This window comes from Gelidibacter salicanalis (assembly GCF_016469035.1).
GTDB classification, from domain to species: Bacteria; Bacteroidota; Bacteroidia; order Flavobacteriales; family Flavobacteriaceae; genus Gelidibacter; species Gelidibacter salicanalis_A.
Genome location: NZ_JAEHJZ010000019.1, coordinates 46028 through 72438, shown reverse-complemented (window position 1 = coordinate 72438; position 26411 = coordinate 46028). Strand labels below are relative to the sequence as shown.

Sequence of the window (26411 nt, the reverse complement as noted above, 5' to 3'; positions counted from 1 at the left end):
TCAATTCTTAGAGAATGACAAACATGTAATAAGAAACATTATTGTCTGATAAAGAATAAAGATCCTGCCTCGCCGGCAGNNTCACTCTAAGTGAAATTGGTTTCAAAAACAAGGTGTCATTTTTAAGTTCTCGAACCAGATCATGCTTTAAGGGGGTTTGCAAACTTTTCACCTGTTTTACTGACACTGATGAATAAGAAATAGTAATGGAGATTAAAACGGATAGCCGATTGCGAAGTTTAAAATGGGCTTGCTCACATCAAAATTAAAACGTTGTCCCTTCGGAAGTGAGGGGTCGTGAAAAGGGGCTGCCAAATCAAACCGGATCACAAAACTTTGGATGTCCACACGAAGTCCAACGCCAGCTCCCATACCCAACTCGCTAATAAAATCACTAGAAAATTTATCTTTGCCATCAAAAACGGGATTTTCTTTGGAGTTCCAGATGTTTCCTGCATCAGCAAAAATAGCACCTTTCAAAAAGGAAACAATAGGGAATCTATATTCCAAGTTGGCTTCCAATCTGATGTTACCTGTTTTGTCGAAAAAACTATTGCTGGTATTATTGGTGTCTTCATCGGCGTTATAGGTGCCCGGGCCCAAAGAGCGAATTCTAAAAGCGCGAACGCTGTAAGGCCCGCCAGCATAATATTGTTTGACAAATGGAACCACATCAGAGTTTCCGTAGGCTAATCCATAACCAGCAAATACGCGGGCTGCAATAGTCTGTTCTTTGGCAAAGTTGAAATGGTAGCGCAAATCAACATCTGCCTTGGCATATTGCGCATATTCCAAGCCAAGGAATGTTTTTGGACCAGCAACTTCTTGCTCTTTCCCAAACAAACTAATAGAGTTACCTGCCACATCCAATGTAAAGTTGAGGTATTTTTGATGTGTTTTTTGGACATCAACAAGCTCATTATAGGTAAAAGAATAGGTGAGGCCTGAAATAAATTGTTGCTCAAAACTGCGTCGTAAAAACGGATTCACGGAAAGGATGTCTTCAAATTCTGGCGATGAATTCATAAGGTCCGTATAGCTGATGGAGATAGGGTTGATTTGATGGGTTACATACCTGTTGGCATCCCATACGTATCCAAATAACACGGTTCCAGAAAGTAAAGTGTATAATTTTTGTCGGTCCAAAAAGTCCACACTTACGGATGTTTTTGTTTTTGGGATGGAATATTTGAAAAAATCATCGTTTATTTTAATAGGAAAAATAACCCTCGGAAATATTAATTCGTTTTTTAGACCAAGTTCCAAGCTGCTGTCTCCTAGGTTCTTTCCGCCGCCCATTTGTGCTTCATAGCCAACTTTTACTGTAGTATTATAGGTTTCTCCACCACCAAAAACGTTTCGGTTGCTATAAGTCAATGCCAAGGCCGGCCCAGTAAAGCTATTGGACTTGGTTACGACCTGTAGTTCTGCCATAAATGCCCGTTTGTTTAAGGGCGATAAATAAATATTGGCTTCCAATAATCCTAAACTGTCTGTTGCTAACGTATCGATTTCCTTATATTGGATGTTGACATATTTGTAGGCACCAATGGTTGATAGTCGTCGGGCAGTATTACGTGAGGTCTCAGGGTTATAGAGTTCACTTTCTTTCAGAGTTACAAACGGATCTAAATATTTTGGTTTGAAAAAGACTTCTTTCTGAATGAAATTTTTATCATTGTAGCGAATGCTTGTCGTATATATGGAATCAGCTGTTTCGTAATTTGGATAAATATTGACATGTGCAATTCTATAAGGCACTGTAGCTTTTTTTGGTACTGCCTTCTTTAATTTCAGGAATAAATCAAAACTTTTATTATGATATCTATTGGTATCTGCCTCGAAGATTAAGAAACTATCGTCAAAATTATAATAGCCTTTTTTCTTAAGGTTATTATCAATACGTAGCCGCTCAAGTTTCATACTGCTTAAGTCAAATCGCATGCCTTTTGTAAATGGTGTAGTTTCTACCAATGTCTCAATCTCACCATAGATGGGAGCGGGTAAAGAGTCGAGTTGGTAAGTTTCCATACGGTAAGGCGTTGGTACATTTACAGTATAAGCTACCGCCGCTTTTTGTTCAGATTCTTCAAATTTGGAAGACGCTTTGCTGTAAAAAAAGCCTCTGTTCTCTAATCTGTTAAGTAATAGATCTTCAACATCAAAAGTTTCTACATCAGATTGATATACCGGTTTTTCTCCTAATTTTTTATACAACCAGCGGTTAATAAATCCTGGGTTTTCTTTCTGGTTTTTATAATAATAGTAGAGGCCAAGATACATGCCCAATAATTTTGAGTTAGGTTCGGGGCTAATCACGGTTTCTAATTCTGTTCTTAAACCGTCTTCGTTTTTTATAATGGAATCAGATGCAATGATCAAACTTGCCCCTGTATACAAACGCTCGTCTTCAGGAATGTATTTGGCAATACTGCAGGAGTAAAAGCTTCCAAAGATGAAAGCACTGAAGAGGATATATTTTAGATGTAATTTCAAATTTAATTGTATTTAAGTTGATTTACGGATCTCTTTAATTGTACTATGTTGTGGATCTACTTATGATGTCGAAGCAAATAGAAAACAGCCGATCATTGGTTATTGTTTTTTCTCTTCAATACTGTCATCAACGGCTTCTTCTTTGGCTTTTAAGGCGTCTTTAGCGGCCTTCTTTTCCTTCGCTGCTTCTTTTTCTTGTTTGGTTTTAGATTTCACCAGAGCATCCCAAAGTTCACTAAACTTATTAAATTCTTGAGTAAAGATCAAAGCAATACCGCTCACTATGATTTGTCCGTCAATGACGTTTTCAAATTCATTACGATGAAACCCTTTTAATCTATACCGGCCATTTTCCGTTAAGATATATTCAATACTTACATTTCCAATAATTGGTGTTTCTTCTCCTGTGGAACTGCTGCCCTGAACATCAACCTCGCTACCCACGCTCACAATTAAGCGGTCATTAAATAATTTCTTTTGAGCGGCAATATCCAGTTGCGTGCGATCTTGAGGTGTGCTACCTTGGTAATCTGTATAACTGTCCAATCCGAAATTAAGATCGAACCCGGAGTTGCTAAACAATTTATCCGAGAACATATTCAGTTGATCAGATACGGCGTCATTTAAATTATCTCTTGCAATGGAGGCCACTCCACCTGTACTACCATCACTGCCTGGATCTGGATAGAATCTGTTTAATACCAATAATGAAAATACTTGTCGGTTGAGCTCATCTTCCTGTTGATTAAGTTGTTGGACCCTGCCATAAACTTGTCCGCCAATAGCGCCCTGTTCATCTTGTGGCATGTCGAGATTGAAATTGATTTTAGGTTGCATCAATTGGCCGTCAATATTCAAATAGACATAAAAAGGCAGGACCTGACGGTATTTGCCTTTAGAGGACTCATCCAAATTAGAGGTTGTTGGCGCCATCAAAGATGATGCAGAGGTCTTTACTTCATACAAGGCCCTAACATCCAATTTGGCATCAAATGGATCGCCAGACCACGTGATGCGGCTGCCTGAAACAAGATTGAATTTACGATTCACGAGGCTGTAAAGATTCAGCTCATAATGTCCGCTCTGAACTTCATAAATGCCAGAAAGCGTCAGGTTTCCGTTGGGATTCATGGTAAAGTTTAAATCCCCTTTTCCAGATACCTTAAAATTATCGCCAGTCTCTTCGTCAATCACAATGGTGACTGCGGCATCCTTTCCAATTTTGAGCAATGCGGCAATGTCAAACCCGGTAATGGTAGCGGTCTTTTCTTCAGTTCGGGTTAGAATGGCATCGGGGTTTTCGCGATTAACAAAAACAACCACCCCATCGCGTTCTTCAACATTTACAGTGGCAGAAGGCATTACATAAGTGACATCTGTATCTGATCCAACGGTTGCATTCATGGTGATTTTCGGGATTTGTAAATCGCCAGTAATTTTTGCCTCAGCATCAAAGGTCACTTTACCGTAAAGGAAATCGTTGTCTTCTTTAGTGGCATTTAACACTTGAAAATTCTTCGCGGTCATCTGTAAATCGAAAGTGGGGTTGATAAACGATTCAGTTCCAATATTACCTGAAGCCACCAATGCGTTTTGATTTTCATCCAGAATCGTGAAACTATCCATAAATAATCCCGCATTGGTAATATTAAGGGATTCATTAGCCAGTGTGAAGGCTGAATTAAACCTCTTAATCTTAAAATGGGCATTGTTAAAATTTAAATTACCTTCATATTTAGGAGCACTTAAGTTGCCACTTAATTTAAAATTACCAGAGAAGCTACCGTCCGTCTCAATAAGCTCACCTTGAGAGAATCCTGTTAATGCGGCCATATTAAATTTGGTAATGTCTAAATTCATATCAAGTTGCGCATCTCCAGCAAGGGCAACATAATCGCCTTTCAAATTCATGTCAATCTCACCACCATCAATGTTTACGTTAAAGTCATAACTGTCTAGACCTAATGATTTGGCATCAAGACTTAGGGTACCCATATCCACTTGCATAAAACTTAACTCCTGAATGTTGAGATCTGCAACAATTCCGGTATTTGTAAAGGGGTCTTCCAGCACAAAGAAGCCATTAAGGTTACCGGTTGCCAGTTGCTCGTCAGGATTCAGGTAGTTTAGAAATTCACTCAACTTAAAATTTTTGAAATCGGCAGCAATATGTTCTTTGGTTATAGAGGCCAGTTTATCAGTAATTTCAAAAGACTGGTTATCTCTACTGAACAAGAAGTTATTAAACTCCATTTTCTTGTCGCTTATTAAAATTTCATTGGTTTCTGGTGTGTCCCATGGGCTTGTATTTAAGATCAAATCTTCAGGCACTACATGAAAACGCAATAGCTCTCTGCTGCCAGTAATTTTGCTGGTTATTTGCGTTAAGATCTCTTCATTGTGGTAGGCCTTGAATGCCAAAGAGAGTTCATTATTGGCTTGCTCACCTTCAAGTTTTGTTCTTTGAATGTTGAATGGTCCCGCTTTGATTTGATTGAAACCTAAGTCAAAAACAAATTTATCCTGATCCGTTTCCATTGAAAAGGCCAAACTGTCCAATTCATAGCCGCTATAATTAATGTGTGGTGCAGTAATATCAGCTTTGAATTGCCGTTCCTTTTCGTGGAAATCGACCGAAATTTTTACCGTGTCTAGATCTTTAACATTTACTAAAAAAACGTCATTCAAAATAGGTGCTTGAATGATCTTACCTCTCAATTTTAAATTGACAGGATTGGTTATGCTATCCGGAAGTTTTTCATCGCGATAGAAATAACTCAGCACATGACGTCTTATAGATTTGCTGAAGGTTTGCGGGTCTGTGTTAGATTGCAACAAAACATCTACCAGTTTGTTTTTGATGGAAACTGAAGTTGTGTCTTTACGTACATGGGCCAGAGCGTTTAAATCTCCAATCAGGTAAGTTTTATTATCATACACTACTACACCTTCATCAACAATGGCGGCCACGTCATAATTGGTGGCATCCCCTTTAAAATCAGCATAAATTTTCATGCCGGTTTTAACCTCTCTTTGCATGAGTCCCAATGCGCGTAGGTCAGCTCCCATAATGTTGAGCTCTACGTTAGCTTCAGGCGAAACAGAATCTAATACCACCGCGGCATACAAATCCATGTTAAGGTTACGATCTTTATATGTAGATGTTACTTTGCCACGACCTGCTTTAATATCCCCCACCAATTTTAAATCTTTGATGTCGTAATTGTTGTAGGTAAAACTTGATATAGTAGCTTCAATGTCCGCATCAAGATTATTAATAGTCTTGCCTTTACCGTTTGTTTTTACGGTGAGACTTAACGTGCCTAATTGTTCATTTTGGAGTAATTCGTTCAGTTTATAATTTTCTATGGACAAATCAGCATCAAATTCTATGGTTTTACCATTTTTAAGATTCCCTTCCACAGAAGCCACGCCTTGAGAAGTGGTCAATGTGGCATTGGTATAGAGATCATTAGGGTTCCCTTTTATAGTTCCAACTAACTTGACCTCATTAGGAAGACTGACACCCAACTCTTTTTCATCTATAAATTTAATGATGTCTGAACGGGTTGAAATTGCTGAAAAATTTGGAATGTCAAATTGAATCTGCTCAGGGTCTGTAGCGTTTTTAATTCTACCATTTGCTGAAATGTGTGTGTTTGCCCAATGAGCGGCCATACGCGCCACGTTAATATCAGAAAGGTAGCCGGTTGCTTTGGCGTTTCCACTAAGCAGATTTTGGCTGAGTGTGTTGAGGTATTGGTTCTTTTTCAGTTCAGGCTGAATCAAGAACACATCTTGTAATGAGACTTGAAAGTTGGGAATATTGACGTCTATTTTTGATTTTTCCGGAGTTTCAATTAGGGCAGATAGCTTTGGGTAATCCAATCGTAAGTCCGCTTGTAAAGTGTTATTGTTTAAAGCGGTTTTTAAATTGGAGACTTTTAACGTGGTGTCATCTGCATCAAATTGAAGTTGCAATTCTTTTAAGTCAAACCCTGAGATTTCTTTAAAGGTTGAGTTTTCAATGTGGAGGGTTGCTTTTTTATCCTTGAGATTAATGTTGTCTGCTTGTAGATTGAGATTATTCAATACAATGGCATTCGGGTTGAAACTGCCTTCTTTTGCTTCTGCAGCAGCAACAAAATAGCTGAAATTGTTGTCTTGAAAATCGATAGATCCTATAGCCAAACGGAGTTCAGGCCATTCAAAAGCTTGGATATCTTGTTTGATGTCCTGGGTAACTTCCACCACTTTTTGGGTCACTACGTTGGTTTCTGTTTGTGTGCGTAATATTACAGAAGAGTTTTTAAGGTTGAAGGAGCGCACCTCAAACCTATTGTTTGCCAAATCAGCCTGCTGAATTTCCGCGTATAAATTTTTGATGTCAGCTTCTGCCGCAATACGATCTCCGTAAGACTGATAGTCAGCATAAACGTTAGTAAGTGTTAACTTTTCAACCGTCAAGGAAGGGAGTGGCATCGCTTCAGCATTTGGATCAATTGGCACTGGTTTTTGGATGTACTTGATCTTCGCATCAGTCAAGGAAAGATTTGAAGCTTCAAAGATCATGCGCTCCAAATTGGTAGTCTTCATGTTGGCCTGCAGTTTCCCGATTTTAAAACGGCTCTCTATTCCAGCTACGGCATCATCAAAAACAATATCAAAATCCTTAAAATTTAATTTGCCTAAAACAATGCTCATTGGTGCGGCCGTAGTATCTGTTGCCACCGCAGTGGTATCTGTTACTGCAAAAGCATCAATTAAAAATTGAAAATTATAGCCTTCAATAGAATCCGTTCTTTTAATATTAGCCCGAACGCCTTCCCAATCAAGCGCGTCAACTCCAACACCTTCACCTCGAATCATGGCCCACAAAGGCACGTTGGCTTCCAATGATTTCGAGTAGACCAAGGTGTCACCTTGAGTGTCTTCTAAAAATAATCCATCCACTTGCAGGTTGCCATCAAAGGTCAGAAACAAGCGTTCTATTTCAACCTTGGTATTGGTTTTATTGGAAATATAAGATGTGGCTTTGTTAACAATGATACCTTGTCCCCACGGACTTCTGATAAAGAGGATTAGGAGCAAACCGAATATGACAATGCCCAGAATGATCCTTCCGATTATTCTGAATACTCTAAATTTTTTAGATTTAGCTGTTTTGCTATCCTTTTTCTGCTCTTCCAATTAGTAGTTATAAAGGTTACAAAGTTATCATTTTTAGGATACTTGATGTGTAGCTAAACACAATAATTACTGACTCTATTCTAATTTTCATTAAAAATTAACAAGATTAAATATTTTATTAAATTTTATGTTAAAGTTGTATTAATAATATTCCAATTACTGGTTTTCTACGTATATCTTTACATAAACCACTAAATAGTTGAATTATGATTTTTAAAAAAACGAGTATATTATTTGCTGCTGCACTGACAGCATTTGTTTTTGTATCATCTTGTGAAGATGGTAAAAAGAAAGAAGAGCAAATGAGAATGGAGACCGAACGTGTAGAAATGGAAGCTGCTGAAGAAGCTAGAATGGAGATGGAAGCTGAGGAAGCAAGAATGAAAGAAGAAGCAAGAGCTAACAGTATTGCGGGTCAGGCCATGAAAAATGAAGAGTTAACCACTTTAGTTAGTGCGTTACAATCAGCAGAATTGGCCACCATGTTATCTGAGCCAGGGGAATACACGGTTTTTGCGCCATCTAACCAAGCTTTTGAGAAGTTGACACAAAAAAAACGCGATGAATTGATGAAACCAGAAAACAAACAAATGTTAACAGATGTGTTGACTTACCATGTGGTTAAAGGAGCTATTACATCTGATAAATTTGCAGAAGCCATTAAAGGTGCAAATGGATCTTATAAATTTAAGACTGTCAAAGGAGATGAATTGACTGCAATGATGAATGGTGATCAGTTTGTAATCAAGGATGCTACTGGTAAAAAAGCGCAGGTTATTTTAGGTAATGTAGAAGCCTCTAATGGTAGAATTTATATTATTGACACGGTTTTAATGTCTAAAAAATAATACCTAATTAATTTAAAGAGTAAAGGACCTGACGTTATGTTGGGTCTTTTTTTATTCTGGATGCTCATCTAGGATGCGTTCTAGGATGCGTTCTCTGTAATTCACTACGTGTTTGGGCAAAACCGTTCTGTTTATTTAGATAAATATTTAGCCCCACATCCCATCTTTGCGCGACTTAAGAGGACTAAGGAGGTGTTTTTAAAATGAATCGGGATATTAACTTACAGTGGGTGACTTTCCATTGTCAGTTTAAAATAGTTTCATTCGTTTCAATCTGATCCCTTCCTTTTTTAGCGGCAATAACACTAATAATAAGAATCTGAAGCGCGTGATAAAACATCAGTGGTAACAACATAATCCCGACAATATTGGTCTGCCCGAATAGGGCTTCAGAAAATACAGTGCCATGGACCAATGATTTTTTAGTGCCGCAAAATTGATTTGTAATTTGGTCGGCATGATTGAATTTTAAAACTTTCCCAATCCGGCCCGTTAAAAAATAAACCAGTACAAATAAAATTACTACCAAGCCTGCCATTGCTAGCATTTCAAGAAAGCCAATACTGCTGAAAATCCTGTCTTCAAAAGACTGTACAAAACTTTTATAAATGATGAGTAAAATGATAGACTTGTCAAACTTGTTTAAGGTGCGTTTGTGTTTCAGTGCCCATTGTCCAAGGAACCTCCGTAATGCTGATCCCAAGGCCAACGGAATGACGATCTCTGTAATCAATTGGAAATAAATTGCAGAAAATTCGAAAGGGACATCAGTTTGTGTTATAAAAGGAAGCATCCAAAGTGGCGTCAATATAATGCCAATAATCCCTGAAATACTGGCGTTAAATATAGCTGCCGGTAAATTGCCTTTTGCCATAGACACCATCACTACTGATGAAGACACGGTTGAAGGTAGCGCTGCCATAAATAGGAAGGCCATCCAGAGTAATTCATAAGACGTATCTTTTACCAGTGGGAAAAACGGCAAAATAAGCAACGGAAACAACACAAATGTGGATGCCTGAACGGAGACATGTAATTTCCAGTTTTTTAGTCCGTTTCTAATGGTTTCTGAGCTTAGGCTTAAACCATAGAAAAAAAAGATAAACGAGATGCCTAGACTGCTGATTAAATCCAAGGGTACAGGACTGCCTGATGCGCCCAGTTGTGGGAAGAAATAAGCAATTAAAATGCTTATGCCAATAGCGATGACAAAGGTGTCGATTCGTAATTTTTTGAGCATCTGAAATCCTTGTTTTACTGCAAATATAATGAGTGAAAAGATCAACAAACTATTAAAAACCAAAAAACCCGAACATAAGTTCGGGTTTTTGATGGTGGTGCCTCCAGGAATCGAACCAGGGACACAAGGATTTTCAGTCCTTTGCTCTACCAACTGAGCTAAGGCACCAGTCGCTAATTTGCGAACTTGTTAAATAAAAACAATACATTTCAATCATCCAAGCGGGTGCAAATATAAAGGCATTTTTATTATTCGCAAAAATAAAAGATATAAAAATTGCTTTTGTAAATTTACAGCTTTAATTTTTGATATGAATTTAATTGTAGATGTGGGCAACACGCTTGTAAAATTTGCTGTTTTTCAGGAGGATAAGCTCTTAGAAAAACAGAGCGTAGAGATTTCTCAGTTTGAAGAACTACTGAAAAATATTTTTGATAATTACCCAAAAATCCGAAAATCGATCCTTTCTTCAGTGGGGAATCTGCCAAAAGAGGCTCTTCTCAACCTTGAAAAGCGCTGCGAAGTACTCGTTTTGAATGCCGATTTGAAATTTCCGTTTCAGAATTGCTACGCAACGCCTCATACATTAGGAGTAGATCGAATGGCTCTTGTAACCGCTTCAATAAAACATTATTCCCACCAGAACGTTCTTATTATTGATGCAGGAAGTTGTATTACCTATGATTTTGTAACAAAAGATAATGATTATTTGGGAGGCGCTATCTCTCCTGGTATACGTTTGCGGTATAAAAGTTTACATCAATTGACCGCAAATCTTCCGTTATTGGATACTGAGGTGCCAAAAACCATCGTTGGAGATACAACCGCAGGCGCAATTCACTCAGGAGTAGTGATTGGGATTATCAAAGAAATTGACGGGGTCATCGATGAATATCGAGAAAAATATCCAGATTTAACAGTTATTTTAACAGGTGGTGATAGCATTTTCTTGTCAAAGCAATTAAAAAATAGCATATTTGCCAACTCTAATTTTCTTTTAGAGGGATTGAACTTTATTTTAGAATATAACACACACTAATGATAAAAAAACTTGTAATAGTTTTCATCGCCGTTTTCGCCATTCAGGCGCAAGCTCAAACGGGAACAGCATCTCCTTATTCATTTTATGGCATTGGATCTTTAAAATTTAAAGGAACAGTAGAAAACAGGAGTATGGGTGGCTTGAGTATTTTTACGGACAGCATCCACGTTAACTTGCGTAATCCAGCAGGATTTGCTGGCAATAACCTTAAAGTATGGAATAATGAAAGTAGACCCATCAAGTTTACGGTGGGTGGAAGTTCTAGTAATTTAAATCTTAAAACCGAAAGCGAGAGCCAGAAGGTCAACGCTACAACCTTTGATTATTTAGCACTTGCTGTGCCCATGGGGAAATTCGGATTTGGTTTCGGTTTGTTGCCCTATAGCTCAGTAGGATATAAATTGGAGTCGTCAAACGATGAGGGCAATTTGGATAATCGCTATAAAGGTGAAGGCGGACTCAATAAAGCATTTGTAGGCTTAGGCTATCAAATTACGACTAGCTTAGCTGTAGGTATAGACGCGAGCTATAATTTTGGAAGCGTCCAAAATAGTGCTCTTCAGTTTACTTACCTTGATGGCGAACCACTGCAGTATTTATCCAAAGAAAATAATCGCTCTGATTTAAGTGGTATCAATCTTAACTTTGGTTTGACGTATAAAACTATGGTGACAGATAAATTGCAATTAAGTACAGGCCTAACATATATGCCAAAAAGCAAACTTAAATCTGAAAACCAGAGGGCATTCTCAACAGTGGTTGTGAATGTTACAACAGAGCAAGAAGGTGTTATCAATACGGTTGAAGCAGATTTGGAAAGTCAAAACCTGAAAAATACAGATTTGACCTTACCATCCAGATTCTCATTTGGAGCGGGTATTGGCCAGCCTCAAAAGTGGTTCGCAGGAGCAGAATATACATTTATAAATACCAGCGAATTTGGCAATCCAATCTTTACTATTAACAATAATGAATTTGTTAACGCGTCCACCATTGCTCTTGGCGGATTTTATATTCCTAACTATAATTCTTTTTCAAGTTACTGGGATAGAATCGTTTATAGAGCTGGTGTGCATTTTGAAAACACCGGTCTAGAAATAAATAATGAGACCATTAATGAGTTTGGCATATCTTTTGGAGTTGGGTTACCAGTTGGAAACGTGTTCTCAAATGCCAATATCGGATTCGAACTCGGTAAGAGAGGAACAACTAAAGCGAATTTGATTCAAGAAAATTTTATGAATTTGCAAATTAGTTTATCTTTAAATGATAGATGGTTCCAGAAACGAAAATATAATTAACTGAATAAATTTAAAACGATGAAAAAACAAGTTACTTTACTCCTACTTACGTTGTTTATGGGTTTCAATGTTGGTTTTGCACAACAGGATGAAGAATGTATGCTAAACTTAACAATGTTAAATGATTACGCTAAAAGTAAGAAGTTTAATGAAGCCTATGAACCATTTATGAAGCTTCGCAGCAAATGCCCAAAATTCAATTACGCTATTTATTACTATGGTGAAAGAGTTTTAAAAGATAAAATAGATAATACAACCGGAACAGAGCAACTCAATTATGTAAATGATTTGATGAAACTTTGGGATGAAGGTCTTGTTAACTTTCCAAACAAATATAAAGCAGGAGATATCCTTCAGGATAAAGCCATGTTGAAATATGACCATAGAGACGCTTTAGGCTTAAGCAACAAACAAGTATATGATGCTTTTGATGAAGTTTACAAAAAAGCGCCTGAAAGCTTTACCAATCCAAAAGGCCTATATGTGTATTTCTCAACAATTGTAGATATGCATGATGCCAAAGAGGTTGAGGTTTTAGATGTCTTTAATAAATATGACGATGTTAGTGATAAGATTGGACAAGAGATTGACAATTACACTCAAAAGCTAAACCCACTTGTTGAAAAGGAAGAAGCAGGAACAGAATTAGACAAAAAAGAAGCACAGTATAAAAAGCAATACGAAAGCTATTTGGATAACTATGAGAAGATCTCAGGTAGTATTGACAGCAAGCTTGGTAAATTGGCCAATTGTGAAGTATTGATTCCATTATACACAAGAGACTTTGACAAGTATAAAACTGACGCAGTCTGGTTGAAACGTGCTGTAAGTAGAATGTACAACAAAGAATGTACTGATGATCCTTTATATACTGATTTGGTAAAAGCTTATGACGCTTCATCACCATCTGCAGAGACAAAATTCTTTGTGTACAATTTGTTGATGAAACAAGGTAAGGAGAAAGAAGCAAAACCATATTTGGATCAATCGTATGATCTTGAAAAAGATCCATTGAAAAAATCAAGATTGGCAATGAATTTTGGTAAGAGTTTAAAATCTCAAGGCAACTACGGTGCTGCAAGAACTTACTTCCAAAAGTCATTGGCTTTAAACCCATCTAATGGTAGAGCCCATATTGAAATTGCTCAAATGTATGCGTCAAGTGCAAACAATTGTGGAGATACACAGTTTAACAAAAGAGCGGTATTCTGGTTAGCAGCTGCTGAAGCTAGAAAAGCGGGTAGAGTAGATGCTAATTTAAGGTCATATGCTGAGCAATTAGCTGCTAGCTATGACGGTACTGCACCTCAAAGAGCTGAAATATTTACAGCAGGAAACGGTGGACAAACAATTAGAATTGGATGCTGGATAGGTTTAAGTGTGACCGTTCCAAAAATATAAATGACACAAAAAACATCACATAATTTATTCAACATAGTCATAGCATTCGCTATGACTATGTTTTTTTCGTGTAAAAACAACTTTAAAGAGGTACAGCAAATTGGCGTTCTTCAAAATGAGCCTATAGGGATTGCTGAAAACATGAATTTAAAGTACACAGATTCTGGGCGCTTAAAAGCAAATCTGATCAGTTCTAAAATGTTGGATTTTTCTAATAGGGAATTTTCCTATAACGAATTTCCTGACGGCATTCTTCTCAATTTGTATGATGAACGCAATAAAAAAAGTGTCATTGTTGCTGATTATGCCATTGTGTATAATGATACAGATTTGATTGATTTAAGAGGCAACGTCCTTATTACTACAGAAACCAAAGACAGTATTTTTGCGCAACAGCTGTTTTATGATCAAAAGCGCGATTGGGTATTTTCTAACAAGCCCATAAAATATGTTTCGCCTACAAAAATAGTCACCGGAAATGCATTTGATTCCAGTCGCGATTTTACTAGCTTCGGGATCAGCGAGGTGACCAGTACAGTGTATTTAGATGAAGATACCTCTCAGTAGCTTCCTGCATTGATACCAACTTTTCATCCCACAACTCAAATCAGCAATTTTAAATTTAAGTTCAGATAAATAATTAGTTATCTTTGTAGCTAATTATAATGATTCATTAAAATGCTTCAAAAAATCATCCAGTACATTTATTTATTTATAGCTGTGTTCTTTATCTATGAGACGGTTAGAGTATGGAATGAAGATCGATCTAAGGCCTATATGCTTTTGTTTTTTTCGGTTTTGGCCGTTGGAATGTATTTCTTTAAAAAGCATTTCAGAAAAAAAATGAATAACAACCAATAATTTATGGACGGTAATGCCCTTATCATTATTTTGTCCCTCATCTTATCAGCTTTTTTTTCAGGCATGGAGATTGCCTATGTGTCCTCTAATAAGATTCACATAGAAATTGCGAAGAAACAAAATGATTTTCTAGCCAAAACCCTTACAAAACTAACCGCTAAGCCCTCTAAATTTATTGCAACCATGCTTATTGGTAACAATATTGCATTAGTGGTCTATGGCTTTTTGATGGGCGCTAAATTGGTCAATTGGTTCAAATCGCTTTTGCCTACAGATTATGGCTTCCTAAATTATATGTTGAATGATTTGAGTTTGTTGTCGCAAACCATCATTTCTACATTACTGATCTTAATTACGGCAGAGTTTCTTCCTAAAGTATTTTTTCAAATTTATGCCAATTCTCTTCTAAAAATATTAGCAGTTCCTGCCTACTTTTTTTATGGATTGTTCTCTTGGGTCTCCGATTTTATCATCTGGATCTCCAACATGATTTTAAAGCGCTTTTTTAAGACTGGCGGAGACGATGTGCAATTGGTGATGACTAAAGTAGAATTAGGCAATTATATTAGCGAACAAATGGAATCTGTTGAAGAACACGATGAAATTGATAGCGAAATACAAATCTTCCAAAATGCACTCGATTTTTCTGAGGTAAAAGCTAGGGAAGTCATGTTGCCGCGTACTGAAATTATTGCAGTAGACATTAACGATTCCATTAAAAACTTAAACGGATTGTTCACCTCTTCAGGGTTGTCCAAGATTTTGGTGTATAAAGATACTATTGATGATATTGTGGGCTATGTCCATTCTTTTGAATTGTTCAAAAAACCAAAGGACATCCAATCTGTAGTAATGGGCGTAGAGTTTGTGCCGGAGACCATGTTGGTTAAGGACGTACTAAATGTGCTTACCAAAAAACGAAAAAGTATTTCTGTGGTGATTGATGAATATGGTGGTACTTCTGGTATCATTACAGTAGAAGATATTATTGAAGAATTGTTTGGTGAGATTGAAGATGAGCATGATACCATTGAATTGATTGAAGAAAAGCTAGACGACTCTAATTATAAATTTTCGGCACGCTTGGAAGTAGACTACATCAACGAAGTTTACAAATTGAATCTGCCAGAAGGTGAAAATTACGAAACTTTGGGTGGGTTGATCGTTGATGAAACTGAAGAAATTCCGCATGTCAATGATCAAATTCAGATAGAGAATTATCTGTTTACAATCTTAGAAGTTTCTACTACAAAAATTGACTTGGTGTCTTTGAGGGTGCTTCATGAGGATTAGTTGGCACTTTTGAATGTTGAATTTTGAATGTTGAATGTTGAATGTTGAATTGTGAATAGTGCATCGTCAATCATCAATCATCAATCGTCAATCGTCAATCGTCAATCGTCAATCGTCATTCGTGATTATCCAAGGCATATGACAAACAATTCAATATTAAATTAATAAATAGAGTTCTACTTTTATTATTTGATAGAAATTGGTATTTTCGCGCACTATATTTTCTAACTTATACAATAAAATGGCAGTTTTAAATAAAATTAGACAACGCTCAATTTTCCTTATTGCAATTATCGCAATGGCCTTATTCGCTTTCGTGCTTTCTGACTTGTTCAGAAACAGTAGTGCTTTTGGTGATCAGGATACCATTGCTACAATTAATGGCACTGACATTAACCGTGATGAGTTTATGGGCAATGTTGAAAACATGCAACGTCAAATGGGGCCTAGTGCCACAACTACTCAAACAATGAATAGAGTTTGGGAGCAGGAAGTGAGACGTGCGGTTCTGGAAAATCAATTTGAAGGCTTAGGTCTTTCGGTAGAAAAAGATCAAATGCGCAATCTTTTGAGAAATAGTTTTTCAACCTATCCGGAATTCACTAATGAAGCTGGAATTTTTGATGAAAACAGATTGAATGAATTTATTGCCAATTTAAAAGCCATTTCTCCAGAGAGAGCGCCACTTGGAAACTTCCAAATCAATTATGCGGAATGGGTAAATAATGAAAATGCTATTGCTGTTGGTGCTAAAGAACAAGCGTATTTTAACATGATTAAAGCAGGCGTTGGTGCAACACTTGCTGAGGCTGAGGTTGAATACACCATGGAAAGTGCTAATGTTGATGTAAAATTTGTTCAAGTACCCTATACCTCAATTGACGATAGTGCCGTGAAGGTTTCTAAATCTGAAATTTCAGATTATATCAACAAACACAAAGCAAGATATGAAGTGGAGGCTTCAAGAGATATCAATTTTGTTCAATTTACAGAGTCTGCATCTTTAGAAGATGAAAATGCTGTTAAGGACAACGTGGTTGCTATGTTGGATACAAGAGTGGAGTATAACGAAGTATCTAAATTGAATGATACTGTTGTTGGTTTTAAAGCGACTAAAGATATTGAAGGATTTATCAACGCAAACTCTGATGTAAAGTATACGAATACATTTGTAACAAAATCAAGCTTGCCAGATGTAGCGCAGGATAGTATTTTCAATTTGAGTGTTGGGCAATATTACGGACCTTACAAAGACAATAATATGTACAAGATTACAAAGGTTGTTGAAGAAAGATTCATGCCGGACTCTGTAAAATCTCGACATTTGTTGATTCCTTTTGTAGGATCCCGTGCGGCAGGCCCAGAAACGGTTCAAACTGAAACTGAAGCAAAAGCAACTGCAGATAGTTTATTGAACATTATTAAAGGTAACCGTTCTAAATTTGCTGATTTACTTGATTTCTCTATTGACAAGGTCAGTAATGAAAAAGAAGGTGTATTAGACTGGTACGCTTATAATTCAATGGTGCCAGAATTTAGAGATTACACATTTGAAAACAATAAAGGAGATCTTGGTGTTGTGAAAACTGATTTTGGTTTCCACGTCATAGAAATCTTAGATCAGAAAGCTAAAACACGTATGGTTAAAGTGGCAACTCTTGCGCAAACCATCGAAGCTTCTGAAAATACAATTGATGATGTTTTCAACAGAACTTCAAAATTTGAAATAGCACTTCAGGATAAAGATTTCCAAGAGGTTGCAAAAGAAAATGATGTGATTGTTAGACCTGTAAACAATATTAAGGAATTGGACGAAAATATCCCAGGATTAGGTAGCCAAAGAGCAATTGTACGTTGGGCTTTTGAAAATGGGACTAAAGTAGGAGACTTCAAGCGTTTCTCTATACCAGGGGTGGGTTATGCTGTTGTTCAGGTATCTGCGGTCAATAAAAAAGGATTGATGACGCCAGAGGCTGCATCTGCCACTGTGATTCCTGAAATCAGAAAAGAAAAGAAAGCAAAATTGATCCGTGAGAAAATTTCAGGTTCAACATTAGAGGCCGTAGCACAAAGTCAAAATGTATCTGTATCTACTGCAACTGCTGTAAACATGAAAAACCCAACGCTTTCAGGAGCAGGTTTGGAACCAAAGGTTGTAGGTACTGCTTTTGGATTGAAAGAAGGTGAAACCTCTAAATTGATTGATGGTAATAGAGGTGTGTTTATGGTACAAGTGACTAAAAAGACTGCTGCACCTAAATTAGACAGTTACCAAGCCATTGCGAACAGATTAAATGGTTCACGATTAAATGCTGCGCAAATTAAAGCCTACGAAGCTTTAAAAGAAGCTGCTGAAATTGACGACAATAGAGCTACCTTCTACTAGTAGTTTTTAAATTCATTATACAAAAGAGAGGTCTTAAAATTTAAGACCTCTCTTTTTGTGTTTTTTAAACTGATGTTTGTATTGGAATTCTTTTGGATTCTAAGTAAGATGTTCTGTTTTATAGGATCATCTCTGCATACGGAATGACAGTGTCAAAACCTTTTTGGTTAAAATACGCCTTCGGATGGTGTTCTGAAGCCACTAAAACAAAATCACCTCCCCAAGCCCCCAAGCTTTTTATACTCCCTTTAAAATCCTTAAAAAGACGTTCCTTCACAGGGTGTTGTTTGATGATCTGAGAGATGATGCTTTCATGACTGTCCATTAAAAACTGAAACGTTTCTAAAGTAGTGCAGCTGAGCATATCATTGGTAATGGCGTTGATTTCAGAAAGCGCACTGGTAATATTGGTTTTGTTGTTTTGGTACGATGCAATGCCGTCTCTACTGTTCTGTTTTTTATTTAAATACACAAAATACAACTGATGTTTAAACTGCGGATTGAAATGCCGTTTTATAATAGTCCTCCGGTTGGCTTCCAATTGATAGGTGAGTGGTGCATTGTGCTGTGCACAAGCAATATCATAACCGCTCCCGCCAAACGTGTCTTCCAATAATCTATAGGCGTCAACGTTTGCCCATTGGGCCATATTGTTGATTAAAGTGGAAGAGGTCCCTAATCCCCAATTTTTGGGAAAATCCGCGTTACTGGAAACTTTTACACCCGAATCAGTACTTAAAAATGACGGATTGTGCTTTTTTATGGCCTTTAATATTTGGAGCAATCGTTCGCTAATTGGGGCGTCGTTGGTTTCTAAAGCTCCAAACCCATTGTTTAAAGACAGTGTTGCTTCAAACCATACATTTCCAAGATGATCAAAACTTTTCCATTGCAAAAGGTCGTCCTGACCCGGTTCAACAGTTAGAGACTGTCCGTATGTTGTAGGGATAGCCAAGGCCAATGCGCCATCTAAAATGAGGTATTCTCCTGTGATGAGTAATTTGCCGTTGCTATAAAACGTATTGCTTGTTGGGTTCAAAGGTTATGGTATTACAATTTAATGAATACTGTAAAGTCAGTGGTCAATTATTAATCATTACGCATCCTTCTGAGATTGCTTAGGGCAGTCTCCACCGCACTGTGAGTAACGGTGTTGTTTTTAAAATGGGCTATGATTATTTCTTTTTCGTTATTCGTAGCATGCTGCTGGTTGAGCATGTTCATTAAATGCATTTTCATATGCCCTTCTTGAATGCCCGTAGTGGTTAGGGAGCGTAAGGCGGCAAAATTTTGCGCTAAACCAGCTGCCGCAACAATTTGCATGAGCTCTTTGGCGGTTGGTTGATCTAACATTTCCAAAGCTACTTTAACCAAAGGGTGTAAATTGGTCAAACCACCAACCGTCCCCAATGCTAATGGAATTTCCATCCAAAAGGTGAACACCTCGTCTACAATTTCAGCATGGGAAAGACTGCTGTAAGATCCGTTGCGGGAGGCGTAGGCGTGAACACCAGCTTCAACCGCTCTAAAATCGTTGCCTGTGGCCAATACCACGGCATCAATACCGTTCATGATCCCCTTGTTATGTGTAACAGCTCTGTAAGGTTCTATTTCTGCAATCTTCACGGCTTGAACAAATTTATGTGCAAATTCTTTTGCAGTTATGGATTGGTCTTCGCTTAAATCTTCAACAGGACAAGACACTTCAACGCGTACCAAACAATCAGGCACATAGTTGGAGAGAATGCTCATGACTATCTGAATGCGACTTTCAGCTTCTGAAAAATCGTCAAAATGGAGCGCTTCAGTTTTAAAGGTTTTCGCGAATTGCTCCAAACAGGAGTTGATAAAATTGGCGCCCATGGCATCCAACGTTTCAAAAGTGGCGTGTAGCTGGTAGTAATCCTTTAAGTGTTCGGATTTATCTATTAATTTAATATCTAATATGCCGCCGCCACGCTTTTTCATACTCTTGGTGATGTGCTGGGAATCTTCAATAAGCTTAGGTTTTACCGCTTTAAAAAACTGTTGCAGCTTGTCAAAATCGCCCTGATACATAAAATGGACCTGACCATTTTTGGTGGTAGAAATTACTGTGCTCTTAAATCCGCCACGGTTCAACCAAAATTTGGCAGCCTTACTGGCGGCAGCCACTACCGAGCTTTCTTCAATAGCCATAGGTATGGTGTACAATTTTCCGTTGATCAGAAAATTGGGTGCTACACCAAAAGGCAGGTAGTAATTGGTAATGGTGTTTTCTATAAATTCATCATGAAGCTGTTGCAGCTTTTGGTCAGTATTCCAATATTGTGTAATGGCGTGTTTTGCGGCATCTGCATCTGTGAAATAAGTGGCAGCAATCCATTCAATTTTATCTAATTTTGACAGTTTGGAAAAGCCTTTAATTGGTTTACGCATAAGGGAAGTTTATAAATGCAAAGATAGTATTCTTGTTAGGAATATAAAGACGCAAAGTCTAGCTTTACGTTTTTAACTATTAAAGGTTAGTGTTTTTGCATAATTTTTAGTAAACTTGACAGCATTTTATCAGAAATAAAGCCCTTCATGAAGTATTTAAAAAGTTCCTTGTTTATCTGTTTTTTGGTAACTGTTTTAGCCTCAGCCCAAAACAAGGAAATTACCCTCGATGCCATCTGGAATGGTACGTTTAGAACCCAAGGAATGCAATCTTTACATTCCATGAATAACGGCAAACAGTACTCCGTTCTCAACAATGAAAAAGGTTCAACCGCAATAGATGTTTATGATTACAAAACATTGTCTAAAGTTGAAACCTTGGTCAATTCTTCCAATTTGGAAGCCATTTCTACTTTTTCAAACTATACCTTTAGTAAGGATGAACGCAAAATCATCTTGGCTACTGAGGTAGAATCCATTTTTCGCCATTCTACGTTAGGAGTTTTTTATGTGTATGACACGCAAACGAAAACCTTGGTTAAAATTGCCGATGAAAAGATTCAAGAACCTACCTTTTCTCCTGACGGCACTATAGTAGCCTATGGTTTGAACAACAATTTGTACATCAAAAATCTTGAAAACAATCAAACCACCCAACTCACCACAGATGGTGAGAAGAATAAAATCATTAACGGCATAACGGATTGGGTCTATGAAGAAGAGTTCGCCTTTGTACGTGCTTTTGAATGGAATGCCGACGGAACCTATTTGGCGTTCATCCGTTTTGATGAAACAGATGTTCCGGAATTTTCTATGGACATCTACGGTAAGGAGCTCTATCCTGATCAATTAGTGTTTAAATATCCTAAGGCAGGAGAAGCGAATGCGCTTGTATCATTACATATTTATGACTTAAAATCAAAAAAGATCAATGACGTTAAGGTGGATAAACCGTATTCAGATTTCTATATTCCACGGATTAAATGGACTACTGATGCCAATGTGTTAAGTGCACAGTATACCAATAGACATCAAAATGCACTCGATTTATGGGTGATTAACGCCACTGATATGTCTTCTAAACTGGTTTTAGAAGAAAAGGATGATGCCTATGTTGATGTTACGGATAATCTCACCTTCTTAAAGGACAACAGTTTTATCTGGACTTCAGAAAAGGATGGTTACAATCATATCTATCTGTATTCAAAAGAGGGTAAGTTGATCAATCAGATTACAAAGGGCCCATGGGAAGTGACCGCTTATTACGGTTTTGATGAACAGAACAACACCATTTTTTATCAGTCGGTAGAAAACGGTTCTATCAATAGAGATGTTTATTCCATAAAAACGAATGGGAAGAACAAGAAGCGTCTTTCACAACAAGACGGCACCAATTCCGCCGATTTCAGTGCTGATTTTACGTATTTCATCAATACCTATTCTAGCGCTACCACAGCTCCAACCTATACCTTGCATACCGCAAAAGATGGGAAGTTGGTTAAAGTGATCAAAGATAATAACGCTTTGGAAAAGAATTTGGAAGCTTATAACCTTCCAGCCAAAGAATTTAGCACCATAGCCGTTAATGGCAACGATTTGAATATGTGGATGATTAAGCCGACCGATTTTGATGCCTCTAAAACCTATCCATTATTTATGTTTCAATATTCAGGTCCGGGTTCTCAGTCTGTGAAAAATAGCTGGAACAGCGCCAATGATTATTGGTATTATTTCTTAGCGCAACAAGGCTATATTGTGGCTTGTGTAGACGGTAGAGGAACAGGATTTAAGGGTGCTGATTTTAAAAAGGTAACTCAAAATGAATTGGGTAAATATGAAGTTGAAGATCAAATTGATGCCGCTAAATTGTTAGGCTCAAGATCTTATATTGATAAAGCCCGCATGGGCATTTGGGGTTGGAGTTACGGCGGATTTATGAGTAGTAATGCCTTATTTAAAGGCAATGATGTGTTTAAAATGGCCATTGCAGTTGCCCCAGTAACAAGTTGGCGTTTTTACGATTCTATTTATACGGAACGCTACATGACTACTCCACAGGAAAATGCTTCGGGTTATGACGAGAATTCTCCAATACATCACGTGGATAAATTGAAAGGAAATTTCTTATTGATACACGGTTCAGGTGATGATAATGTACATGTGCAAAATACTATGCAAATGGTGGAAGCACTCATACAGGCCAACAAACAGTTTGAATGGATGATCTACCCTGACAATGACCACGGTATTTATGGTGGCAACACAAGGTTGCATCTGTATACCAAAATGACGAATTTTATTAATGAAAACCTTTAAACTAAATTTTTTATATGAGTCAAGATAGAGATCCCGGACTGATTGTTCACCTACAGAAGCAGGGTATTGATGATCAAATGGTAATGGGACATCCTGCTGGATTGTTTGTATTGTTTTTTACAGAAATGTGGGAGCGTTTCAGTTATTACGGGATGCGGGCATTATTAACTATTTTCTTAGTCAGCGAGCTCCTTAGCGGAGGTTGGGGCTGGACTAATGAAGAAGCCCTAAAACTCTATGGTTTATATACAGGCTTGGTATATTTGACCCCTTTATTGGGAGGATTTATTGCCGATAGGTTTACCGGCTATAGAAAAGCGATTCTTATTGGTGCAGCAATCATGACCTTAGGGCATGCCTCTATGGCCTTGGAAGGCTTTACGCCTTACTTCTTCTATTTGGGGTTGGCGCTTATGATCATGGGTAACGGTATGTTTAAACCTAACATTTCTTCAATGGTTGGACAGTTATATCCAGATACGAGTACTAAAAAAGATGCAGGCTATACTATTTTCTACATGGGTATTAATGCAGGTGCCTTTTTAGGAATGTTATTGTGTGGCTATATCGGAGAAAAAATTGGATGGCATTACGGGTTTGGTTTAGCCGGTGTATTTATGTTCTTCGGAATGCTGCAATTCTATTTTGGACAAAAAATATTTGGAAGCGTAGGAACGCACGCTACTAAAGCAGAGAAGTTGGCAACGGCTGAAAGAGAGAAGGATGATGAAGTGTTAGCGCCACATATCGTAAAAGACCGTTTAATTGTGGTTTCAGTGTTAATGATTGCCAGTATATTTTTCTTTTTTGCTTTTGAACAAGCTGGGGGGTCAATGACATTGTTTGCCAAAGATTATACGCAAAGAGCCTTGACCGGCAGTTCTGGAATTATATTTAAGTGGGTAGATGCCTTGCTGACTATTTTTCCAATGGCGGTAGTAACCTATGTCTTGGTTGGTTTAGGAAAGAAAATTTACATTAAGTATCCAATGACCATCATATTTACCACCATTTCATTTGCAATTATTTGGGTGTTGGGCATATGGAAAGTCTACCGTGAGTTTTCTTTAGAAGCAACTGAGGTAACCGTATCATGGTTTCAAATATTAAACTCATTCTTTATTATTACGCTAGCATCATCTTTCAGTAAACTATGGGAAAAAATATGGGATCCATCCGGACCTGTGAAGTTTGCTTTAGGACTTATACTAGTTGCCGTTGGTTTCTTTGCGCTTTCTTATGGAAGTATGAGTATTCCACAAGGAGCAAAAACAGCTTCGGTAAGTATGATTTGGTTAATTTTAGCCTACTTCTTCCATACAATGGGAGAATTATGCTTGTCTCCAGTTGGACTATCCTATGTCAGTAAACTATCCCCTAAAAAATTCGTCGGAATGTTATTCGGTCTCTGGTTTACTGCTTCAGCAATTGCCAATTTTATTGCGGGTTGGACGGGTGCTTATATTGACAAAATATCTGAAACATACTCTTTATCCACCTTCTTTATAATCATTGCCGCTATTCCGCTATTTGCTGCAGTAATGCTCTTGCTATTTAATAGGAAGTTGAAGAAAATGATGCATGGAATAAATTAAGAACACCTTCACAATTAGAATTGAAGGTCAGAATAGGTAAGGTGTGGAGTGCTGAAAAAATTGTCTAAAATTTCTAACAGACTCTTTCTTCAGCACTATTAGAACCCAACTATTAAATGGTTGAGTGTAGTAAGGATGTTTCAATTGGATGTTTTCCGAAATACAAATTGATTTTGACACTCTTCTAGGAATTTATAAATACTAACTAATCTATAATCTTATGTCAAGTACAGCAACAATTCAACCTAGTCAAAGAGAACTTTGGGGGCATCCCGTCGGACTTTATATCTTGTTTTTTACAGAGATGTGGGAACGTTTCTCGTACTATGGCATGAGAGCCTTATTAACGCTTTATTTAGTTCAAAAAACAACAGCAGATAATCCAGGTCTGGGGTGGCTGGATTCTCAGTCTATTATGCTATACGGTTGGTATACCATGTTAGTGTACGTGATGTCCATTCCGGGTGGCATGCTCGCTGATAAAGTTTTCGGTCAGAAAAAAGCGGTGCTTTATGGTGCCTTAATACTGGTGGCTGGTCATGGCATTCTGGCTTTTGACCAAATGTGGGCATTTTACACAGGTCTAGCCTTGATTATTTTAGGTGTGGGCTTGCTAAAGCCTAATATTTCAACAATGGTTGGTGGTCTTTATAAAGAGGGCGATATCAGACGTGATAAAGGATTTAGCATCTTTTACATTGGAATCAACTTAGGATCTTTGCTCGCAACTTTTATTGTAGGCTATGTAGGTGAAACAATAGGATGGCATTATGGATTCGGTCTTGCAGGTATTGCGATGTTATTCGGCTTAGGAGTGTATTTATACGGACAAAAGTATTTGGTACATGTAGGTAACAAACCAACCGAACAGGAAAAGAAAGAGGATGTGTCTTTAGGGAAACTCTTCTCCAACTTATCGCAATCACCTCTTCAATTAGGCGTGGTGCTGTTAATTTGCGCCTATGCCGTATATGCTGGTTTTACCTATGACGGTGTTGATAATTGGGCGTACACCGCACTGTATATTTTTATCGCGCTGGTTGCAGGAGTAATGATGATGATTTATAAAAATCTTAACACCCAAATTCTGAAAGATAGATTTTTGGTGCTCTTGCTATCATTCCTTATTGTTATTGTATTCTGGGGAGCCTTTGAGCAAGCTGGGGGGTTGATGAGTATTTACACCAAACAAAATACCGATAGGATGTTATGGGGTTGGGAAATTCCGGCCACTTGGTTCCAAGGATTAAACGCTGGATTTATTATAATTTTTGCAACACTTGTTGCTGGGTATTGGGCAAAACGGAAGCTAAAAGGTAAAGAGGCATCGTCTTTGTTTAAGATGGCCATTGGTACCATGATAATGGGACTTGGTTTTGTTTTTATGATATTTGCCGCTAGAGAATACAATGCAAACGGTAGTTCTGCAATGTATTGGTTAGTTTTTGCGTATTTATTCCACACCATTGGAGAGTTGTGTTCTTCTCCGGTGGCCTTATCATTTATCACCAAATTGGCTCCAATAAAATATGCATCCTTAATGATGGGTGTGTATTTTGCAGCCACAGGATTGGGTAATAAAGTGGCTGGTATTCTGGGAGAAAATGCATCTGAATATGGTGAATACGCCGTGTTTTCTGGAATCACCATTTTTACTGTACTCTTTGGAATCTTAGTTCTTGCACTGTTAAAACCTTTAAAACGTTTAACCCACGGTGCTGAGGATAATGAAAGAGAAATCAGAGAACAGGAAAAATTTGATTTAGCCCAAAAAGAAAACATAAACTAGGAGTACATTATGAATCCCGATATTGAAAATCTTTTTAAGGACAGGGTTTTAGGCCATCCTACAGGATTGTTTATTCTTCTCTTTACAGAGATGTAGGAAAGTAGTTTTTCTTTTTATCGAATTGTATATCCTTCTGAACTTAATTTTAGTGTTACAGCAATCGTTAAATAAACGTGAAAAGGGCCATCTTTGGAGCGTTTTTTGCTTTAACTTTCTAAATTTGTAAAAAATTAGT

General features: G+C 37.5%; 15 protein-coding genes and 1 tRNA gene. 10 read left to right on the top strand and 6 right to left on the bottom strand.

Annotated features, from left to right (window positions below):
- Nucleotides 1-213: 213 nt before the first annotated feature.
- Both tamL and JEM65_RS09075 read right to left on the bottom strand, forming a co-directional pair.
- Nucleotides 214-2496 carry a translocation and assembly module lipoprotein TamL gene (gene tamL, locus JEM65_RS09080; protein ID WP_199598708.1) on the bottom strand — a complete coding sequence of 761 codons (2283 nt, stop codon included), beginning with the start codon at nucleotides 2494-2496 and terminating at the stop codon, nucleotides 214-216.
- A 99-nt stretch (nucleotides 2497-2595) separates the two neighbouring features.
- Nucleotides 2596-7686 (bottom strand): translocation/assembly module TamB domain-containing protein, encoded by a 5091-nt coding sequence (locus tag JEM65_RS09075; protein WP_199598707.1) that lies wholly within the window; start codon nucleotides 7684-7686, stop codon nucleotides 2596-2598.
- Between the two features lie 206 nt (nucleotides 7687-7892).
- Between JEM65_RS09075 and JEM65_RS09070 the strand changes: the two genes are divergently transcribed.
- Nucleotides 7893-8534, top strand: a complete 642-nt coding sequence (locus JEM65_RS09070) for a fasciclin domain-containing protein (RefSeq protein ID WP_199598701.1) — start codon at nucleotides 7893-7895, stop codon at nucleotides 8532-8534.
- Between the two features lie 244 nt (nucleotides 8535-8778).
- On the opposite strand, the gene JEM65_RS09065 is transcribed toward JEM65_RS09070, so the two are convergent.
- Entirely contained in the window at nucleotides 8779-9774 is a 996-nt protein-coding gene (locus JEM65_RS09065; RefSeq protein ID WP_199598699.1) for a bile acid:sodium symporter family protein, read from the bottom strand.
- Between the two features lie 92 nt (nucleotides 9775-9866).
- Nucleotides 9867-9942 (bottom strand) — tRNA-Phe (locus JEM65_RS09060).
- A 142-nt stretch (nucleotides 9943-10084) separates the two neighbouring features.
- Between JEM65_RS09060 and JEM65_RS09055 the strand changes: the two genes are divergently transcribed.
- The 6 genes from JEM65_RS09055 (at nucleotide 10085) to JEM65_RS09030 (ending at nucleotide 18058) form a co-directional block, all read left to right on the top strand.
- On the top strand, nucleotides 10085-10813 hold the full coding sequence (locus JEM65_RS09055; RefSeq protein ID WP_199598697.1) for a type III pantothenate kinase: 729 nt from the start codon (nucleotides 10085-10087) through the stop codon (nucleotides 10811-10813).
- A complete protein-coding gene (locus tag JEM65_RS09050; RefSeq protein WP_199598695.1) occupies nucleotides 10813-12117 on the top strand; it encodes a hypothetical protein in 1305 nt (434 codons plus the stop codon). Before JEM65_RS09055 ends, JEM65_RS09050 begins: the two co-directional genes overlap by 1 nt.
- An 18-nt stretch (nucleotides 12118-12135) precedes the next feature.
- Nucleotides 12136-13518 carry a hypothetical protein gene (locus tag JEM65_RS09045; RefSeq protein WP_199598693.1) on the top strand — a complete coding sequence of 461 codons (1383 nt, stop codon included), beginning with the start codon at nucleotides 12136-12138 and terminating at the stop codon, nucleotides 13516-13518.
- On the top strand, nucleotides 13519-14085 hold the full coding sequence (lptC, locus tag JEM65_RS09040) for an LPS export ABC transporter periplasmic protein LptC (protein ID WP_199598691.1): 567 nt from the start codon (nucleotides 13519-13521) through the stop codon (nucleotides 14083-14085).
- 297 nt (nucleotides 14086-14382) lie between these two features.
- Complete coding sequence (locus JEM65_RS09035) at nucleotides 14383-15672, top strand: hemolysin family protein (protein WP_199598689.1); 1290 nt, start codon at nucleotides 14383-14385, stop codon at nucleotides 15670-15672.
- Nucleotides 15673-15913: 241 nt separating this feature from the next.
- Complete coding sequence (locus tag JEM65_RS09030; protein ID WP_199598687.1) at nucleotides 15914-18058, top strand: peptidylprolyl isomerase; 2145 nt, start codon at nucleotides 15914-15916, stop codon at nucleotides 18056-18058.
- A 118-nt stretch (nucleotides 18059-18176) separates the two neighbouring features.
- Here the strand turns inward: JEM65_RS09030 and JEM65_RS09025 are convergent, their stop codons facing one another.
- Together JEM65_RS09025 and JEM65_RS09020 are read right to left on the bottom strand one after the other, a co-directional pair.
- A complete protein-coding gene (locus JEM65_RS09025; protein ID WP_199598685.1) occupies nucleotides 18177-19097 on the bottom strand; it encodes a GYDIA family GHMP kinase in 921 nt (306 codons plus the stop codon).
- Nucleotides 19098-19147: 50 nt separating this feature from the next.
- Nucleotides 19148-20476: a hydroxymethylglutaryl-CoA reductase, degradative gene (locus tag JEM65_RS09020; RefSeq protein ID WP_199598683.1), complete on the bottom strand. Its 1329-nt coding sequence runs from the start codon at nucleotides 20474-20476 to the stop codon at nucleotides 19148-19150.
- A gap of 147 nt (nucleotides 20477-20623) precedes the next feature.
- Here JEM65_RS09020 and JEM65_RS09015 point away from each other — a divergent pair, with 147 nt between their 5' ends.
- The 3 genes from JEM65_RS09015 (at nucleotide 20624) to JEM65_RS09005 (ending at nucleotide 26176) form a co-directional block, all read left to right on the top strand.
- Nucleotides 20624-22792, top strand: coding sequence for a S9 family peptidase (locus JEM65_RS09015; protein WP_199598681.1), 2169 nt, complete (start codon nucleotides 20624-20626; stop codon nucleotides 22790-22792).
- Nucleotides 22793-22806: 14 nt separating this feature from the next.
- On the top strand, nucleotides 22807-24387 hold the full coding sequence (locus JEM65_RS09010) for a peptide MFS transporter (RefSeq protein WP_199598679.1): 1581 nt from the start codon (nucleotides 22807-22809) through the stop codon (nucleotides 24385-24387).
- A gap of 220 nt (nucleotides 24388-24607) precedes the next feature.
- Nucleotides 24608-26176, top strand: a complete 1569-nt coding sequence (locus tag JEM65_RS09005) for a peptide MFS transporter (protein ID WP_199598677.1) — start codon at nucleotides 24608-24610, stop codon at nucleotides 26174-26176.
- Nucleotides 26177-26411: the final 235 nt, after the last annotated feature.

What these genes read in the sequence shown, in the direction of transcription:
- JEM65_RS09070 (WP_199598701.1), top strand. Translation starts at nt 7,893, where the DNA reads ATGATTTTTAAAAAAACGAGTATATTATTTGCTGCTGCACTGACAGCA.
- JEM65_RS09065 (WP_199598699.1), bottom strand. Translation starts at nt 9,774, where the DNA reads ATGCTCAAAAAATTACGAATCGACACCTTTGTCATCGCTATTGGCATA.
- JEM65_RS09055 (WP_199598697.1), top strand. Translation starts at nt 10,085, where the DNA reads ATGAATTTAATTGTAGATGTGGGCAACACGCTTGTAAAATTTGCTGTT.
- JEM65_RS09050 (WP_199598695.1), top strand. Translation starts at nt 10,813, where the DNA reads ATGATAAAAAAACTTGTAATAGTTTTCATCGCCGTTTTCGCCATTCAG.
- JEM65_RS09045 (WP_199598693.1), top strand. Translation starts at nt 12,136, where the DNA reads ATGAAAAAACAAGTTACTTTACTCCTACTTACGTTGTTTATGGGTTTC.
- lptC (WP_199598691.1), top strand. Translation starts at nt 13,519, where the DNA reads ATGACACAAAAAACATCACATAATTTATTCAACATAGTCATAGCATTC.
- JEM65_RS09035 (WP_199598689.1), top strand. Translation starts at nt 14,383, where the DNA reads ATGGACGGTAATGCCCTTATCATTATTTTGTCCCTCATCTTATCAGCT.
- JEM65_RS09030 (WP_199598687.1), top strand. Translation starts at nt 15,914, where the DNA reads ATGGCAGTTTTAAATAAAATTAGACAACGCTCAATTTTCCTTATTGCA.
- JEM65_RS09020 (WP_199598683.1), bottom strand. Translation starts at nt 20,476, where the DNA reads ATGCGTAAACCAATTAAAGGCTTTTCCAAACTGTCAAAATTAGATAAA.
- JEM65_RS09015 (WP_199598681.1), top strand. Translation starts at nt 20,624, where the DNA reads ATGAAGTATTTAAAAAGTTCCTTGTTTATCTGTTTTTTGGTAACTGTT.
- JEM65_RS09010 (WP_199598679.1), top strand. Translation starts at nt 22,807, where the DNA reads ATGAGTCAAGATAGAGATCCCGGACTGATTGTTCACCTACAGAAGCAG.
- JEM65_RS09005 (WP_199598677.1), top strand. Translation starts at nt 24,608, where the DNA reads ATGTCAAGTACAGCAACAATTCAACCTAGTCAAAGAGAACTTTGGGGG.